The following is a 16,757-nucleotide window of genomic DNA, read 5'->3' on the forward strand; positions in this document are numbered from 1 at the left end:
TTGGTATTTGGTTGTATTGTCAATTCTTTTAGTCAAAGAGTCAGGGTCCTGATTATAAATGGGGAGCTTCAAAAAATCCGAGTGTATTGAATGGCCCAAATCAAGGAAATGATATCGGTAACCTTTCAAGTGGTTCAGTTGTATCTGTGGGGAAATTTTATAGAAATGGCATTTGGAATCACGACGTAACGATTATTAAGTATTCTACGGATGGTTCATTATTAAATGAATACTATCTCGATTTCTACAACGATTCATTACGTGATGAAGGCGTTAAAATAAAAGTATTGAATGATTTTATTTATGTATTAGTTGCTGCTCAATACTATACTACACCTGGAGTTACTGAAGGTAATATTGGCGTTATTAAATTAGACTCTAATCTCAATTTGGTAAATCAATTTTCATTTAATTCTGATCCCGGTATCGAAGAGATGCCGATTGATATGGGATTGGATCAATCGGGTAATGTATATGTTATTGGATGGGCTGAAAGACCGGCAACCGGTAGAGATTTCGTTTTTATCAAGCTGGACCAAAATCTGAATTTTATTTTTTCCAAATACAATTCTTCGCCCGGAAATTACTCTGACGAACCTTCCGAAATAGCCGTTGAAGCAAATGGAGTATGTAACATAGTTGGTACAAAGAATAGTTTGGCAAAAGGTTCACAAATATCCGTTTTAAAATACTGGGGGAATGGTGTCCTTCTATGGCAAAAAACTTATGATATTAAAACAAATCAAGCATTAGATGATTTGGGACATTATGTAACTTTTGATCCTAGTAATGGCGATGTATTCGTAGCCGGGGTAGGTCAAACATCTTTGGGAGGATACAACGAATGGATAGTATTACGCTATGATGCAATTGATGGATCAAGGAAATGGATAAAACGTATGACTGCTTCGAATAAAAGTTTTTATCCACGTGGTTTGGAATATTATAATTTAGGTGCACTATACATTTGTGGAGCTATTGGAAGTATTGCCTCTAATAATGTTGACTTACAAGTCAGAAAACTTGATCCATCCAACGGAAATGTACTTTGGAATAGAACATTTGATGGTATTGCAACTGGAATTGAAGATAATGATAGATTGTCTTCAATGTTAGTTAGTCCCTCCGAAGAAATATTTCTAATGGGTAGTACTGATGATGGTTATTTCAATGGATCGAATGTTTTTCATCTGGTTTTGAAATATAATTCTTCCGGTAACTTAATTTGGTCTAGTAAATTACATGCGGGATTTCCTATTCATGCAGGTTGGACAGCCGAACACGCAACTTATCATGCAGGTAGCCAATCCTTGTATGTATCAGGAACTCGATATGCTTCTCCTTCAATAATTTGGACTACTACGAAGTATTCTACTGCATTGCCGGTCGTTGATGAAACTTATTCAAATAGATCTTTGCAAGCAAGTACCAATTATAGTAAGAAAGGAGAGTTAAATATTTATCCTAATCCTGCGGATCAATTCTTCTATTTAAGACTGGATGAAGAAAGGGAAGGGCAACTTGTAATAACTGATTTGTCCGGTAAGATTGTTTATCAAAGGAGTAATGTAGTAATGCCCTTTGAGGTCATTTCCGGTGATTGGAGTTCCGGAGTGTACTTCGTCACATTTAATTGTGGCGACCGAATTTATAAGGAGAAGGTGATAAAAAATTAGATGTAAATAAATTATGGATCACATAAAGAATCAATTAATACTTGCCAGGTAATATTTGTCATTTTTTATGTGATCCAAATATTCATAGAAAATTATGCTAGAAGAATCAAAAGAAATTTATAATAGAGTATTTCAACTTCACAAAGAAGGATATTCATCGGATAAGATACAAACAATACTTAGAAAAGAAGGTCTGCAGGATACATTTCTAACGGAAGCTCTCTGCAAATTAAAATTAGTTATCTACAAAAAACGAAAGGGCAGGGGAGTGACCCTCATGATAGCGGGTGGTATAATTTTGCTGACAGGCTTTATAATGACTGTTTTCCTCTTTCATGCGGACCATAATTTTGATATCTTTATGTATGGCTTTACCATCATCGGCACCTTAATATTGGGTTATGGTGCATATGAAGTATTGCAATGAGTAGAAAGAATAGCTTGTAAATGTTAGGGCATTGTAAAAGGAATTACACTTTTAATTCGTTCAATGATCATTTTCGTGCACCTCTACACTACCTTCGCCATGTATCACAGAACTATTTGTATTTCAATAAATTGATCTGTTTATTCTGTGATAGTTTATAATTGCTTAACTTGCCTTTAATTGGTGAAAAAATATAATTTTGCCAGCTACAATAGCAATGAATAATTTCTCCTATAGAAGTATGTCTTTAAATCCGCGAATGGGAAATCCTGCCGGACAACTTTCTAATAATTTATGGGATAAGAGCGGTTTGATTCACCTGTATTTCTTCCTACACTTTTAAATCGTTCCCGGAAAATATATATGAATAATTTAAAGGGATCAACGTGGATGGATAATGATAAAATCCATTGGTTTTTGCATTGGTAGCCTCCGTACTGTTCATTGGCATGAATGGCTATTCCTTTAACTATGGTGATCAGGAGGAACATTTACCGCAGGTGTATAACCTTTTTAATCCTTCACTCTATCCGAATGATTATTTCATGGTTCCCAATGAATTGACATTTAGTGTTCGCTTTTATTATAAATGGCTGGTGTATGGTGTGTCCTTGCTCACTGGTGTGGAAACGGCTTGTTTCCTGCTAACGATGACTGCCCTAATCGTTTCCGCCTGGTCGGTGAGCAAAATTTCAATGTACTTTGATAACAGTAAGCTCACAGCATTTATCGCCCCGGTACTATTGCTTTTGTTTTTTAATACGATGTGTATTGGAGATAATAGCTTTCAGGACAATGAACTGATAGGCTCTACTCTTGCGGTGATGTTTTGTGCGCTGGCTTTTGTCTATTACTTTAAAGAAAAGTATTTATGGATGGCCGTATGTATCGGGCTCGGCGGATTGTTTCAGATTTTAGCCGCATTGATTGTGGCGATATTACTTTGTTCTATGCTGGTTTTTCATAACCGCAAATCCATTCCAACCGTAGCGGGTTATTTCTCTGTTTTCATTTTAGTTTCTCTCCCAATGCTCGGCCCCATTCTTTACCGACAGTTTATCATGGATCAGCAATTTGATAAGTCGGCCTATTACATCGCTCTGTATAAAATCAGAAATCCGAATCATTATCTCCCATCTTATTTTCCAAAGATGGAATATCTGAAATTTACACTTCTTGCCGCCGCTTCATTTCTTTCGATGTATCTCTTTAAAGTGAAGAATGGTAAATTCGTTTTGAAATTGACGGCCATTGTTGTGGCAGGGATGATTGCCTACTACCTTTTGCTGGAAAAAGCAGGGTACATGGGAGTAGGGAAGACGCAATGGTTTAAAGCGACCATTTGGCTGACATTATGTTATTCCATTCAGATTTCAATAGCTGTGAAAAAAGTGATTTGTCTTGTGCTGGACGAGAAAAGGTTATTGAGAGTCGCTTGCCTGTCCGCCATTCCATTAGTAGTGATAGTTACTTTTATTATCTTTCAATCTGCGCTTATTCCGCATCCCTTCTTTAAAAGCAAATACCGGATCGGAAACTACCAAAAGAGTGATATCCAGAAGATGCACGAATGGATCGCCCTCAACACACCCGTGGATGCTGTTTTTCTTGTGAGTCCGGGTAATCTTTCTTTTCTCTGTGATGCCAAACGGTCATTGCTGATTGCACATAAATCCGTAATACATGAACCCTATTTCCTCATTCCCTGGGCAAATAATTTCCAACGCATCTTCGAATTTAAATACGATACCCTTGTTAATATGAGTCCGCTGGAAGCCGGTAAAATGGGCTATAACCGTAGGCCCTATTTTCCCGTAAAAGGGGAAAAACTAGATTATCGCCTCGATAATAGGAAGGAATGTACTTTTACAAATCAATTGGGAAGGGAAATTCATAGGGAGGGCGATTATATATTGACTGAAATTCGAAAAGAGCAAGCTGTGGATGTTCATCTCAATGCACCCGGTACGGTTGAATAAAATAGTCCTGCACGAACGAGGATAAAATAAATAAAATGACAACAGATCTTTCCATCATAGTTCCAATTTATAACGAACAGGAGAATATCAATAAGCTCTATCTGCGATTAAAAGCTGTGGCAGAAGGGATGAAAGTCTCTCATGAATTTGTTTTTATTAACGACGGGAGCAGGGACAATTCACTTTCCTTAATCAAGGAACTTGCAGCGAAAGACAAGAGCGTAAAATACATCAATTTCAGCCGGAACTTCGGACACCAGATCGCGGTGACTGCCGGTATAGACCACGTTAAAGGAAATGCTGTAGTCATCATCGATGCCGATTTGCAGGATCCTCCTGAATTGATTCCGGAGATGTATGCGAAGATGAAAGATGGTTTCCAGGTCGTTTATGCCCGCAGGAGAAGAAGAGCGGGAGAGAGCCTTTTAAAGAAGTTTACGGCAAAGATGTTTTACCGGATATTGGCCGGCATTACCTCTATCGATATTCCTGTAGACACCGGCGACTTCCGCATCATGGATAAAGTGATTGTAGATGTCTTGCGCGAGATGCCCGAGCAACAGAAATTCCTTCGCGGACAAATTTCCTGGATTGGATTCAAACAGACCTATGTGGAATACGACAGAGATGAACGCCATGCAGGTGAGACAGGATACACGTATAAAAAAATGATTCGCTTCGCCCTCGATGGCATTACCTCTTTTTCAAATCTTCCACTCAAGTTCGCTACCATCGCCGGCTTTGTCGTTTCCGGAATCACCTTCCTTGTCATTCTTTACGCCCTCTACGCCCGCTTCATTGCCAAGGATTACGTTCCGGGTTGGACCTCATTGATTCTCGCCGTACTGTTCATCGGTGGCGTGCAACTGATCACCATCGGTATCATCGGCGAATACATCAGTCGTTTGAGCGCGAACGTGAGAAACCGACCGCTGTATATTAAGAGTGATACGAATATTGAGGGGTGAAATTAACACAAAGTGTTTCACTGATGCTGAAGGTGAATTACAAGAATTCAATGCTATTGAGGAGGATGTGGTAGAAGGTGTGCTATCATTCTTAGTTTAATTTGATGTACTTATAGTTATTGTAAAGAAAATCTTCATTTCCCTATATTTTTACTTAATAATTGCATGCGATATCATTCCTGACTTGTACGTTTTAGTGCGGTGTTTTCAAATTTCTAATGGATTTAGATTGATAGGGACATAATGTTTACGGCTTTTAACTCCAACTAAGTTAGAGCTTCGGTCGGCATGCACGAAAACGAAGGCTGCACAGAAGGTTCGGCAGAGAACATTAAGCAGCTTTTGAAGATGAATAAAATCGCTTTTTCCCGGAAATTCGACTTTATTTTTCAACCATTAATAATCTTAGTTTTGAATAAAAGGATATTCTGATAATTAAATCTTCTCTTTAAACGCAGCGAACGCCGCGAACCCGCCGCGAACGCAGCGCCTGCCTGCCGAAGCTTCAGCATAGGTAGGTTTAAGTTTGGAATCGTTACTGCTCTGGTAGGTGTTTCAATCACTCTAATTTCCTTTATGCCTGTTCTTAGTACGGTTAAATTAGAAAACCATTAACTTAACCGAATGAATTCAGTTAACATATAATTTCACCCGTAAATGCAGGTACAATTCAGGAGAAAATCTTGCTTCTTCAGGATTATTTACCCTATATTTGCATGATATATCATTCACTAACGGCATAATAAGTACTTTATGACTGATAAATCACTCAGTAATTGGGTTGCAATGAGCGATAAAGCTTTAGCGGAACGAATTGGCGTTTTTGTAAAGTATCATCGTCTGGAGCAGAATAAAACGCAAGATCATCTGGCTGCAGCCGCCGGTATCAGTCGTTCAACGCTAAGTTTGTTGGAAAGAGGGGAGACGGTTACCCTTGCTACATTAATACAGGTGTTAAGGGTATTGGATCAACTGCAATTCATGAATGCGTTTCTTGTAGAGGAAAATATAAGCCCACTTGCTTTGGCAAAATTGGAAAAAGAAAAACGCAAACGGGCCAGTGGCAGGAAGGAAGAAAATGAGAACGAATCAGAATGGTAAACCATGAATGTAGCATCAGTTAAAATATGGGATAAAGAAGTGGGTGCTGTAGCCTGGAATGAGGCGAAAGGCTATGCCACATTTGAATATCATCCTTCGTTCAAACAATTTGGCTGGGATTTGGCACCAATGAAAATGCCTATTGGATTTTCCACAAATCAATTTGCTTTTCCTGAACTCAGGGCAGACAAAAACGCTGCTAATAATTCCTTCAGAGGACTCCCGGGAATGTTAGCCGATGTCTTGCCCGATAAATATGGAAATCAACTGATCAATATGTGGCTGGCACAACATGGTCGATTACCGGAAAGTATGAATCCTGTGGAAATGCTCTGCTTTATTGGTAGGCGGGGTATGGGTGCTTTGGAATTTGAACCTACTATTCTAAATGAAAGCAAGAGGACCTTTTCCTTAGAGATAGATCATCTGGTGGATGTTGCTCAAAAAATGTTGGGGAAACGTCAAGCATTCAAAACCAATTGGCATAAAAGTGATGAACAAGCAATACTTGACATCTTAAAAATAGGTACCTCTGCCGGGGGTGCACGTCCAAAAGCAGTTATAGCCTGGAATGAAAAAACCGGAGAAGTAAAATCAGGGCAGACAAATGCCCCAAAAGGATTCGAACATTGGCTGATAAAACTTGATGGAGTGAGTGATGTGCAACTGGGAGCCAGTAAAGGGTATGGACGCGTGGAAATGGCGTATTACAATATGGCAATAGCTAGTGGAATAAACATGATGCCATCCCGACTATTGGAAGAAAACGGTCGTGCTCATTTTATCACCAAGCGATTTGACAGAGAAGGATCTGATACCAAACATCATGTGCAAACCTTTTATGCGTTAAAGCATTTTGATTTTAATCTGGTCAACAGTTTCAGTTATGAGCAACTTTTTCAAACTATGCGTGAATTGAAACTAAACTATCCGGATGCGGAACAAATGTTCAGAAGAATGGTATTTAATGTCATTGCCCGAAATTGCGACGACCATACCAAGAATTTTTCCTTTCTCTTAAAAAAGTCCGGGAAATGGAGCCTTGCACCCGCGTATGATATATGTCACGCCTATCGTCCCGGAAGTGATTGGGTGAGTCAACAAGCTTTGAGCATTAATGGAAAACGAAAAGATATTAATCGAAAAGATTTACTCCTGATAGGTGCATCCATCAAATGCAAACAGGCTGCAGCCATCATTGATGAAATTTGCGAAACCGTTATGCAATGGAAAAAATTCGCAAAAGAAGTGGACGTTCAACCCAAACTTCGCGATGAGATTTTTAGAACTCATTTAAGAATTTGAGGAGATCAACAGCTTTGTTATCGAGTTGGGTGTAGGTCTGAAAAAAATTAAAAACTTCCTTTGTTTTATGCTTTTTATAGTTGTCTGCACAATTGTTTTCCTCCTTTTTGAACATTCGAAAATTTTATCTCCCTTTATAACGGTATGCCCTTACCCTAATGCCTTGGCAATGTCATTTCTACTATTGCCGTAAGAAATCTAAACATTCGCCAATAAATGTATTTCAAATAAGATAATATTTTTTAGCTTGCTCAACTCTGAAAATCTGTTAAAAATTCTCCTCCTGAAATGAAAACATTAAAGTATTGCCTGTCTGCTTTTATTCTGACACTTGCCTTCCCAAGTATGATTAAAGCAACAGACCTCGTTGTGGCGGCCGGTGGAGCCGGTGGAGCCTACGCCAGCATCAATGCGGCACTTGCAGCTGCTGCTCCGAATGATAGAATTATCGTCTACCCTCAGGCGGGAGGCGGAGCCTATTCGGATACCAATATCCGGATAACAAAGAGTATTCAGATTCTATCTGCCAATGAAGGTGCTTATTATGCGGTGGATGCTCCTGTAATCAATATTACGCCTTCCTCTGCCGGTATAAATGTTACCATTATCGGGATGAAACTTCTTACAGGGAGTATTTTTTCAACCATAGCATCACCAACAGGTTCCAGAAGTACGATTAATCTGCTAAATGATTCACTTTCCGATGGATTAATTTCCATCAATCATGATAATTATGATTTAACTGTAGCGAGTTCTCATGTCCAGGCCGGACTGACTTTCAGATTTGGAAAAGCGATTGGAAATATTATTAGATCAGCCGTAACTATTAACAGTGATGCTTCTGTCAATAACCCTTTAGATACTGTTCTGGTAATAGGCAATAAAGTGATTGGCTACACCGCTAGTAACTACAGCGGCATTTACTGGAATTCTACTTCACATTTTTCGCTATTCAGAATAATTTCATTTCATTGACTTATTATCTTAACGGGTATGGAACCGGTATTTTTATTGCTACTTCAAAGAATTCAACGGCGGGTATAAATATGATAAATAATAATACCGTTTATAAGGCTTCAACTGCATTATCTTACGGAATTTATTTTACCGGAGCTGCAAGCAGTTATACAGAAATATTAAATAATCTCATCGCGAGCAGTGCATCCTATGCTGTTTATGTTACAACTGGAAATGTGTCCGTTCATTACAATTATTTTACCAGTGCTTCATTGCTTGGTTTTACCAATGATGGTACAAATATCACCGCTACGAACGTAACGCTGAATGCTGAAGGGCTTAATACAAATCCTCTGTCCAATACCATTAACGGTGGTACCACCGATTCAGCATATGCGGATATTGACCTTACCCGGAATGATGTAGGTTGCTACGGAGGGTCGTTTACTTTGAATAATTTCTTTCCTATAACTTCGAATGACTGGGCAAGAGTGATTCTGGTTACCGCTCCCCGCAGGGTGTTGGTGAACGGGACAATTCATGTGAAGGCTATAGGTTTCGATAAATGATCTTTCATACATCAAATGATAAGATGGTATGAAACGTAGTGTAAGCATAATTGCTTTATTGCTGTTCGTTGTCATGTCTGCTTTTTCTCAAAGCGGACGTGGGAAGCTGACGGGTGCGGAATTGTTTTTCGATACCGACCCCGGTTTTGGGAATGGCGTTGCGCTCACCTTTAACCCGGGTATAGACAGTTCATTTCGCGCCGCGGTGCATTCCTTGTCGTCTTCTTTATCTCCCGGCCTGCATACGGTAAATGTCCGGTTAAGGGACTCACTGAGTAACTGGGGACCTGTTTTTAAAACTACGCTTATTGTCGAAAATGCGCTCACTGCAAGGAATATTGGTTGCATCATCGCCCGGGCCTATTGGGATAATAATACGGCTATTGCACAACCGCTCATCATTTTTAATGGTAACGCCTCCAATGCGCTGAATACTTTTATTAACTCCTCTTCTCTCTATACCTTTTCAACGCCGGGTCTGCATAAGTTGAGTGTGCAGGTCATGGGTGTGGATGGTAATTATGGTGCTTCTTACTCTACCATGGTAAATTTCGAGCAGGAACTGATAAATCAAAGAATAATTTCTGCGGCTATCGGTCGTATTTACTGGGATAATAATCCCGGTGCTTCTTCAGGACTTGTGATCTTCAATGGAAATGCAGGAAATGCCTTTAATGATTTCATCAATTCAACGGCTATTCCTTCATTTGGGAATGGAGGTTTGCATAAATTAAATGTGCAATTGCTCGATGCAGCGGGGAACGGTAATTATGGTCCTGCATTTTCAACAGTGGTGAAGTTCGATGAGGTTTTGACGAATACCGCTTCGCAAAAGATTACCGAAGGAAGAGTGTGGCTGGATAATGATAATCCTCCTGCGATTGGAAATTTTATTGCTGTCGATGGTAACTTCAACGATGCCATCGAAAATGCAATGCAAACCCTTATTGCATCTTCGCTTGGAATGCATATCATCAATGTCCAGGTTCGTGATTCTGCGAATGGCTGGGGACCGGTTTTTAAAACGGCTATCAGTGTCGAAAATCCGCTCTCGTACAGAAATATACAAATTACATTAGCGCAATTGTTTTGGGATAATGATAGTCTTTCTGCAGTTAATTTATTGGCCTTTGATGGCAATTACTCCGATGCCATTGAAGAAGCTTTGGCGAGTGGAGTAAATGTTCCACCTTCCGGCATACATACACTGAACGTCCGTTACAGAGATATTGCAGGGAACTGGAGTCGTAATTTTAAAACCACAATGGTTATTGAAACACCGGTTTCTTCCAGAAGTATCAAAGTCACGGAAGGGGAGGTGAGGATCGACAATAATCCACCTGCCATCATCATTGGCTTAAATGGAAATTTTAATCAGGCGCTTGAAGAAATGCAATCGTTCCTGCTGAGCGGCCCTCTGAGCCCCGGACTGCATACGATAAATGTCAGAATAAAAGGCATGGACAATAATTGGGGAAATTATTTCACCACTACGGTGCTAATGTCTCCCTGCTCATCGACTCCTATGCCGGTCGTTAGTGTATCGGGTCCGTTGGAATTCTGTATGGGTGGAAGTGTTACGCTCACAGCAAATTCGGGCTTCAATTCTTACACATGGTTAAGAGATAATATTGTGGTGGGCAATAGTTCATCCTTCCTTGCCACAATTTCCGGTGCCTATACTGTGGTGGTGACGGATACCACCAATTGTCCGAATGCGTCTCTTCCGATTAATGTTATTGTTCATGATCCGGAAGTGACCATCTCCGCAAGCAGCACTTATTGCCAGAGTACAGTGGATAGCCTCGTGGCTTCTTCCGGATTTAATTCCTATCAATGGTCTGCCGGTTCCAGCACTGCAAAACAACTGATTACCTCAGGTGGAACATATACCGTTACCGTGACCGATGCATTCGGCTGTACGGATACTACTTCAATCACCATTAATGCATTAACCCCTCCGGCTGCTCCGGTGATATCAGCAAATGGTCCCTTGTCATTTTGTCCCGGCAGCAACGTGACGCTCTCTTCTGATATTATTAATAATATTTCCTGGAGCAATGGTTTGACTATTCCTTCTTTCACAACTGATACTACAGGACAATACGTCATTACGGTTACCGGTTCCAATGGCTGCACCAATTCCACAACTGTATCCACCTTACGCTTCGATTCTGCACAAGCGACGTTACAGGTAGCAGGTCCATTGGTGTATTGCCATGATGAGCCATCTACACTTATAGCCAATAGCTCCAGCCAGTATTCATGGTCTAACGGAGAGACAACGCAGACGATACAACCTCTTATAAGCGGGAATTATACGGTTTCCATCCAGGATTCTAACGGATGTTTTGCTACTTCTTCAGTGGTGAGTTTAACTGTAAATCCAAATCCGACAGTACCTGTCATTTCTCCTAACGGACCACTTTCCTTCTGCAATGGCGGAAGTGTTACACTGCAATCCACACCCGGAATTCAACATCTTTGGAGTAATGGCAGCACCACTAGTGCTATAGTTGTAACACAATCCGCAGTACTTGTCGATACGGTGATCAATGAATTCGGGTGCAAATCATGGTCCCTGCCGGTTACAGTTGATGTTCATCCATCTGCAAGTATTTCCGCTAACGGACCTACCACTTTATGTTATGGAGATACACTAACACTGACTGCTCATCCGGACACCGGTGTGAGGTACGATTGGCAGAACGGAGCGACAACGCAACAAGTATTGATCACTTCAACTACATCCGCAAACGTCATCGTTACCGAAACATTAACCGGATGCAGCGACACCGCTTATGTGAATGTCGTCGTTAATAATTTGCCGTTAGGAACGATCACTGCTGCAGGTCCGACACTGGTTTGTTCAGGAAGCGCCTTTACTATCAATGCCAGTGGTTCACCGCATAGTAAATTCCAATGGTTCTATAACGGACAACCGATCACCTATGCAGTGTACAGTGGTAGCTGCAGTTGCTATCTCAGTTATAACGTTTACGGCTATACTTACTCATCAACAATACCGGGAGTGTATTCAGCTCTTGCGATCGACACATTGACAGGATGCACACAGTTTACAAATAGTATCACCTATGCTGTCCAGGTGCCTGCTGTACCTGTTATTTCCGCGAATGGTGGAACTACTTTATGCATCAATGCCAATACGCTCTTATCATCAAGTCCTGCGGTATCCTACCTTTGGAGTACAGGAGCGACAACGCAATCCGTAATTGCATCTGCTGCCGGATTATATACCGTTACCACGACCGATAATCTCGGATGTACTGCTACTTCCGTTCCAACGCCGGTGACTTTTTACCCCACCGCAAGCATTACAGCCTCGGGATCAACAACACTTTGTACAGGTGAATCGGTGAATCTTACCGCGCATCCTACCGGCACCTATTTATGGTCCAATGGTGCGACCACTGCAAGTCTTACCGGTATTGATACAAGTGGCACTTTTACCGTTACTGTAACTGATGTCAATGGATGTTCTTCAGTTTCTCCTCCTGTGAATGTCATCGTCAACGCTCTTCCTTCCGGTTCCATTTCAGCATCCGGATCAACCACAGTTTGCCTCGGCAATAATGTAGGGATTAACGCTACCGGCTCACCGCATACTATATTTAAATGGTATTTTAACGGAAGTCCTGTTTATTATTACCTCACCACTATTCAGGTGACAGGGTATAGTTTTAATGCTTCTTCTTCCGGAAACTATTCTGCACTCGTTTATGATACGTTAACCGGTTGTTCTGTTTTTACAAATGTCATCGCTGTACAGGTTAATCCGCTTCCGCAGGCGCATATCGCTCAGTTGACACCTGTATTATGCTTTGGTGGAAATGATGCTTCCTTACAGGCTTCCGGATCAGGAACTACCGAGCCTTATAGTTTTAACTGGAACACCGGCTCTGCGAATGCGATCATCTCTTCGTTGGCTGCAGGTTCCTATATTGTTACAGTTGCAGATATCAACGGATGTACAGATGCCGATACATTTGCGATTGGCCAACCAACACCCGTTGCTCCTGTATTAATCCCGCAGGTATATACCGGAGGGTATAACATTTCATGTTTCTTAGGTAATGATGGCAGCTTATCTCTGTCTGCCGGCGGGACCCCGCCCTATACCTATTCATGGAGTACAGGAAGCACCACTTCAACACTTTCTTCATTAATCTCCGGAACTTATTCGGTCATAGTGGAGGATGTTAACGGATGTACCGGTATGGATGATATTATTTTAATTGGACCACAACCTTTAACTATTCAATTAACACCTTCTCTGTATACCGGAGGATTTAATATCAGTTGTGCGAATGATAGTACCGGAAGTGTTTCCTCGTCGCTCTCAGGAGGTACAGGCGCGATGTCCTGGCTTTGGTCAACGGGTGCTACGACTTCATCCGCAACAAATCTCACTGCAGGAACCTATACGGTAACCATTACCGATTCCACAGGATGCTCCGCTTCAAATTTTATTACGCTTACCGAACCATCTGCCATCACGTTGAATTCAACTGTTTCAATGTACAACGGATATAATGTGAGTTGTCATGGAAGCACCGACGGAATAATTAATCTTAATATTTCAGGAGGAATACCAGGATATCATTATGTCTGGAATGATTCCGTCACTACCAAGGATCGAAGTGGTCTCTCCGCGGGTGTTTATACCGTGCAGGTCTATGATACCAATATGTGTTTGTTGACCGCCACCTTTACCCTGAACGAACCGGATAGTATTGTAGTGTTAACTACCGGAAGTCTGCTCAATTGTTATGGTGATGCGAATGGCACGGTGCATGCGGAAGCCAGCGGCGGAAATGGTCCCTACACTTATTTATGGTCGGATGGGACAGCCAATCCAGATGCCAACGGATTGGAAGCCGGCATCTATCAGGTAACGGTAACGGATAGCCGTGGATGTACCAGGGTAACTACCGCGGAAGTCCAGCAACCTCAGGAACTCATCGGCTATGCCTTTGGAACTTATATTGATTGCGGAACACAAATAGGCTTATTGTCGGTCACCGCTTCCGGGGGAAATTCACCTTATACCTTCCTCTGGAGTAATGGATCCACAGCAGCCTTCCAGACCAATCAACCGGTCGGTAATTACAGCGTGACGGTGACGGATGCGCAGGGTTGTATAGATACTGCCTTCGCGATTATTCTCAATCCTCCGGATCTCTTTGCCGTGATACCGAACTCCAATGTACAATGCGAGAATTCTAATGATGGTACGCTCACAGTTGTTCCGAGCGGTGGAGTGACTCCCTATATGTATTTATGGAATACAGGGGCCACAACACCGACCATCAACAATCTGGCTGTAGGAACATATACGGTAATTGTCACCGATGCCAACGGATGTACTGCTATTGCAACGGCGAACGTCATTCCGCTCACATTAATCACAAGTACATTCACACCCTTCACTTCCTGCACGGGCGGACCCAATACGATTACGGTTTCCGGCAATGGAGGTTTAGCACCCTATACTTATCTCTGGAACACAGGAGCCACCACGCCAATGATCTCTAATGTCACCAATGGAGCGTATACAGTAACCGTTACGGATGCAAACGGATGTATTGGCATTGACACGACGAACTATACGGGCTTCGTAGTAACAGCGAGCGGACCTACTGTATTTTGTCAGGGAGATTCCGTCATACTCACAGCAACGGGTGGCAGCAATTATCTCTGGAGTACAGGGGCTACCACAGCGTCCATCACCGTTCATTCAACAGGAAGTTTCACCGTTGCCGTGGATGGTTGCAATTCCGGAACTACAATCAATACCCTGGTCACCTATTGCCAGCAGAACATCAACCTCAAAGTTTACATTGAAGGTTTCTACAATCCTGCCACCGATAGTATGATCGCCGTCCTGGATCCCGTAAACCTGCCCCTCGTTTGTGATTCCATTTCGGTTTCATTGGTGGATTCTGCATCCCTACAAACACATGGTGTAGTAAATGATATCATCAGCACCACGGGCAACGGTTCCTTCTATTTTGGTTCACTATTACCGGGCAAGTATTATTACATTGTAGTAAAACACCGCAACTCCATTGAAACATGGAGCAAAACTCCATTCTTGTTTTTGACGCCGGGGATGAATTTTGATTTTACTGCGCCTTGAGGAGATGCCCGCAAAATTATGAAAGACTCTTTTTCAAAACTGTTTGAATAGGGGGGTACTTACATTTTCTGAATAATTCCTAATTGGCAATATAAAGTTTATTTAAATCATCAATATCTTTGTGGGAACTAAATTATTTGGAATTATGAGTAAAGACGGTGGTTTATCTTTGGTACCTATAACTTGTGGTCATTGCAGCAATCTTGCCCATATGAGGATTGTAGGAGTAGTTATTGACTATAAAAATCCTAAGACTGAAATCCTAGATGAGTACTATGGTCCAGGTTATGAGGAAGGTGAAAAATTTGAAATATATAAATGTCCAAAATGTAAATTAATCAATATCAGAAGTCATTATTGGTCAGGCTATGAAGATGATGGAATTGATGAAGAAATACTTGATTCTTTGACTGAATCTTACTTAAAAGTGATTTTCCCACTTCCTTTAAATAATATACCACTTGGACTAAGTGACAGTATTTTACAACTGTATGTAGTAGCAGAAAATGTAAAGAAAATTGATTCTGGGATTTATGCTATTACAATAAGGAAATTATTGGAGATGGTTTGCAAAGAGCATGGTGCAGAAAATGGAAAGTTAGTAGAGATGTTAAATGACCTTGTTAAAAAGAATGTTTTGCCAACTAAACTATATGATATAGCATCTGGAATTAGAACTTTTGGGAACATTGGAGCGCATGATGATTTGATAACAAATAATGAAATTCCTTTATTAAACGCTCTGGTTAGAGCGATATTAGAATATCTCTACACAGCTCCTCATCTTGCAAAAATTGCAGAAGATAGATTGAAGGAAATTAAGGACAATATTCAAAATTCATAATGTCGTGGAGAAACAAATAGTTAGACCTGTTCATGAAATTATTCATAATTTAATAGACAATAATAGACTTGTGAGCTTTTATAAGGGAATCCCTTTGTCGGCTTTGGATTTAGGTTGCAGGTATGATGCAGCAGTATTTTTTCTCTATCACTATTATCCATTTAGTAGAGTGGTTGGTGTGGAAATTGAATTAGAAAGTATTGTGATGGAAAAATATAGGTTAATGAGACTATATGAAATTAAGCAGAAGATTAATGTAAATTGCAAGTATGAGTTGTATCTCGATATTATCAAAGATGAGAATATCAGTGCAGGAACTAAACCTAGATTGTCAAAAGAAGAGTTTGATAGTGGTAAATTTATAGAATTGAAATATGGTACTTCTTTCGATCATTATTTTTTCAATTGTTTTGAGAAATTTGATTTGGTGAATATTGGAAATATTCTTCACTTAATTAAGAGCCCTTCGGTGCGTCAAGAGTTATTGAAAAATGCTTCAAGTAGAGTGAAGTTTGGCGGATTATTATTTGTTAAAGTTGTTCATCCAGAAAGTAAACAGAAAGTGAAAATTTGTAAGAATGGTGATTACTTTTTGGATTTTACTGATGAAGAATTTCTACAACTTATTCCAGAAAATTGGGAAACAGTTTATGTTCAGCAAAAGGGATATGTTGGAGAATTGCCAAATAGTAAGATATTTTTAGCAAGGAAAACCGGAACAACAACCGGGCTTAACGTTGCCAATCCCGGCTAAATATTCAATACTCATTA

Annotated in this window: 11 protein-coding genes; all 11 read left to right on the forward strand. The window is 40.7% G+C overall.

From position 1 onward, the window contains the following. The first annotated feature begins 86 nt into the window (after positions 1-86). The 11 genes from IPJ86_12590 (at position 87) to IPJ86_12640 (ending at position 16,740) form a co-directional block, all read left to right on the forward strand. Entirely contained in the window at positions 87-1,676 is a 1,590-nt protein-coding gene (locus IPJ86_12590) for a T9SS type A sorting domain-containing protein (GenBank protein ID MBK7888086.1), read from the forward strand. 94 nt (positions 1,677-1,770) lie between these two features. After that, the gene (locus IPJ86_12595) at positions 1,771-2,103 is read left to right on the forward strand and encodes a hypothetical protein (protein ID MBK7888087.1); all 333 of its coding nucleotides are present in this window, start codon (positions 1,771-1,773) and stop codon (positions 2,101-2,103) included. A 422-nt stretch (positions 2,104-2,525) separates the two neighbouring features. Next, on the forward strand, positions 2,526-4,082 hold the full coding sequence (locus IPJ86_12600; GenBank protein ID MBK7888088.1) for a hypothetical protein: 1,557 nt from the start codon (positions 2,526-2,528) through the stop codon (positions 4,080-4,082). A gap of 35 nt (positions 4,083-4,117) precedes the next feature. Then, the gene (locus IPJ86_12605) at positions 4,118-5,050 is read left to right on the forward strand and encodes a glycosyltransferase family 2 protein (GenBank protein ID MBK7888089.1); all 933 of its coding nucleotides are present in this window, start codon (positions 4,118-4,120) and stop codon (positions 5,048-5,050) included. A gap of 753 nt (positions 5,051-5,803) precedes the next feature. Further along, positions 5,804-6,151 carry a helix-turn-helix transcriptional regulator gene (locus IPJ86_12610; GenBank protein ID MBK7888090.1) on the forward strand — a complete coding sequence of 116 codons (348 nt, stop codon included), beginning with the start codon at positions 5,804-5,806 and terminating at the stop codon, positions 6,149-6,151. 3 nt (positions 6,152-6,154) lie between these two features. Beyond that, entirely contained in the window at positions 6,155-7,456 is a 1,302-nt protein-coding gene (locus IPJ86_12615; GenBank protein ID MBK7888091.1) for a type II toxin-antitoxin system HipA family toxin, read from the forward strand. Between the two features lie 288 nt (positions 7,457-7,744). Continuing rightward, the gene (locus IPJ86_12620; protein MBK7888092.1) at positions 7,745-8,431 is read left to right on the forward strand and encodes a hypothetical protein; all 687 of its coding nucleotides are present in this window, start codon (positions 7,745-7,747) and stop codon (positions 8,429-8,431) included. After that, positions 8,428-8,982, forward strand: coding sequence for a hypothetical protein (locus IPJ86_12625; GenBank protein ID MBK7888093.1), 555 nt, complete (start codon positions 8,428-8,430; stop codon positions 8,980-8,982). Before IPJ86_12620 ends, IPJ86_12625 begins: the two co-directional genes overlap by 4 nt. 28 nt (positions 8,983-9,010) lie before the next feature. Then, a complete protein-coding gene (locus tag IPJ86_12630; protein MBK7888094.1) occupies positions 9,011-15,142 on the forward strand; it encodes a SprB repeat-containing protein in 6,132 nt (2,043 codons plus the stop codon). Positions 15,143-15,263: 121 nt separating this feature from the next. Beyond that, positions 15,264-15,986 (forward strand): DUF4145 domain-containing protein, encoded by a 723-nt coding sequence (locus tag IPJ86_12635; GenBank protein ID MBK7888095.1) that lies wholly within the window; start codon positions 15,264-15,266, stop codon positions 15,984-15,986. A gap of 4 nt (positions 15,987-15,990) precedes the next feature. Beyond that, the gene (locus IPJ86_12640; protein ID MBK7888096.1) at positions 15,991-16,740 is read left to right on the forward strand and encodes a hypothetical protein; all 750 of its coding nucleotides are present in this window, start codon (positions 15,991-15,993) and stop codon (positions 16,738-16,740) included. The last annotated feature ends 17 nt before the right edge of the window (positions 16,741-16,757 follow it).

The sequence above is a fragment of the Bacteroidota bacterium genome (assembly GCA_016713925.1).
Lineage (GTDB): Bacteria > Bacteroidota > Bacteroidia > AKYH767-A > OLB10 > JAJTFW01.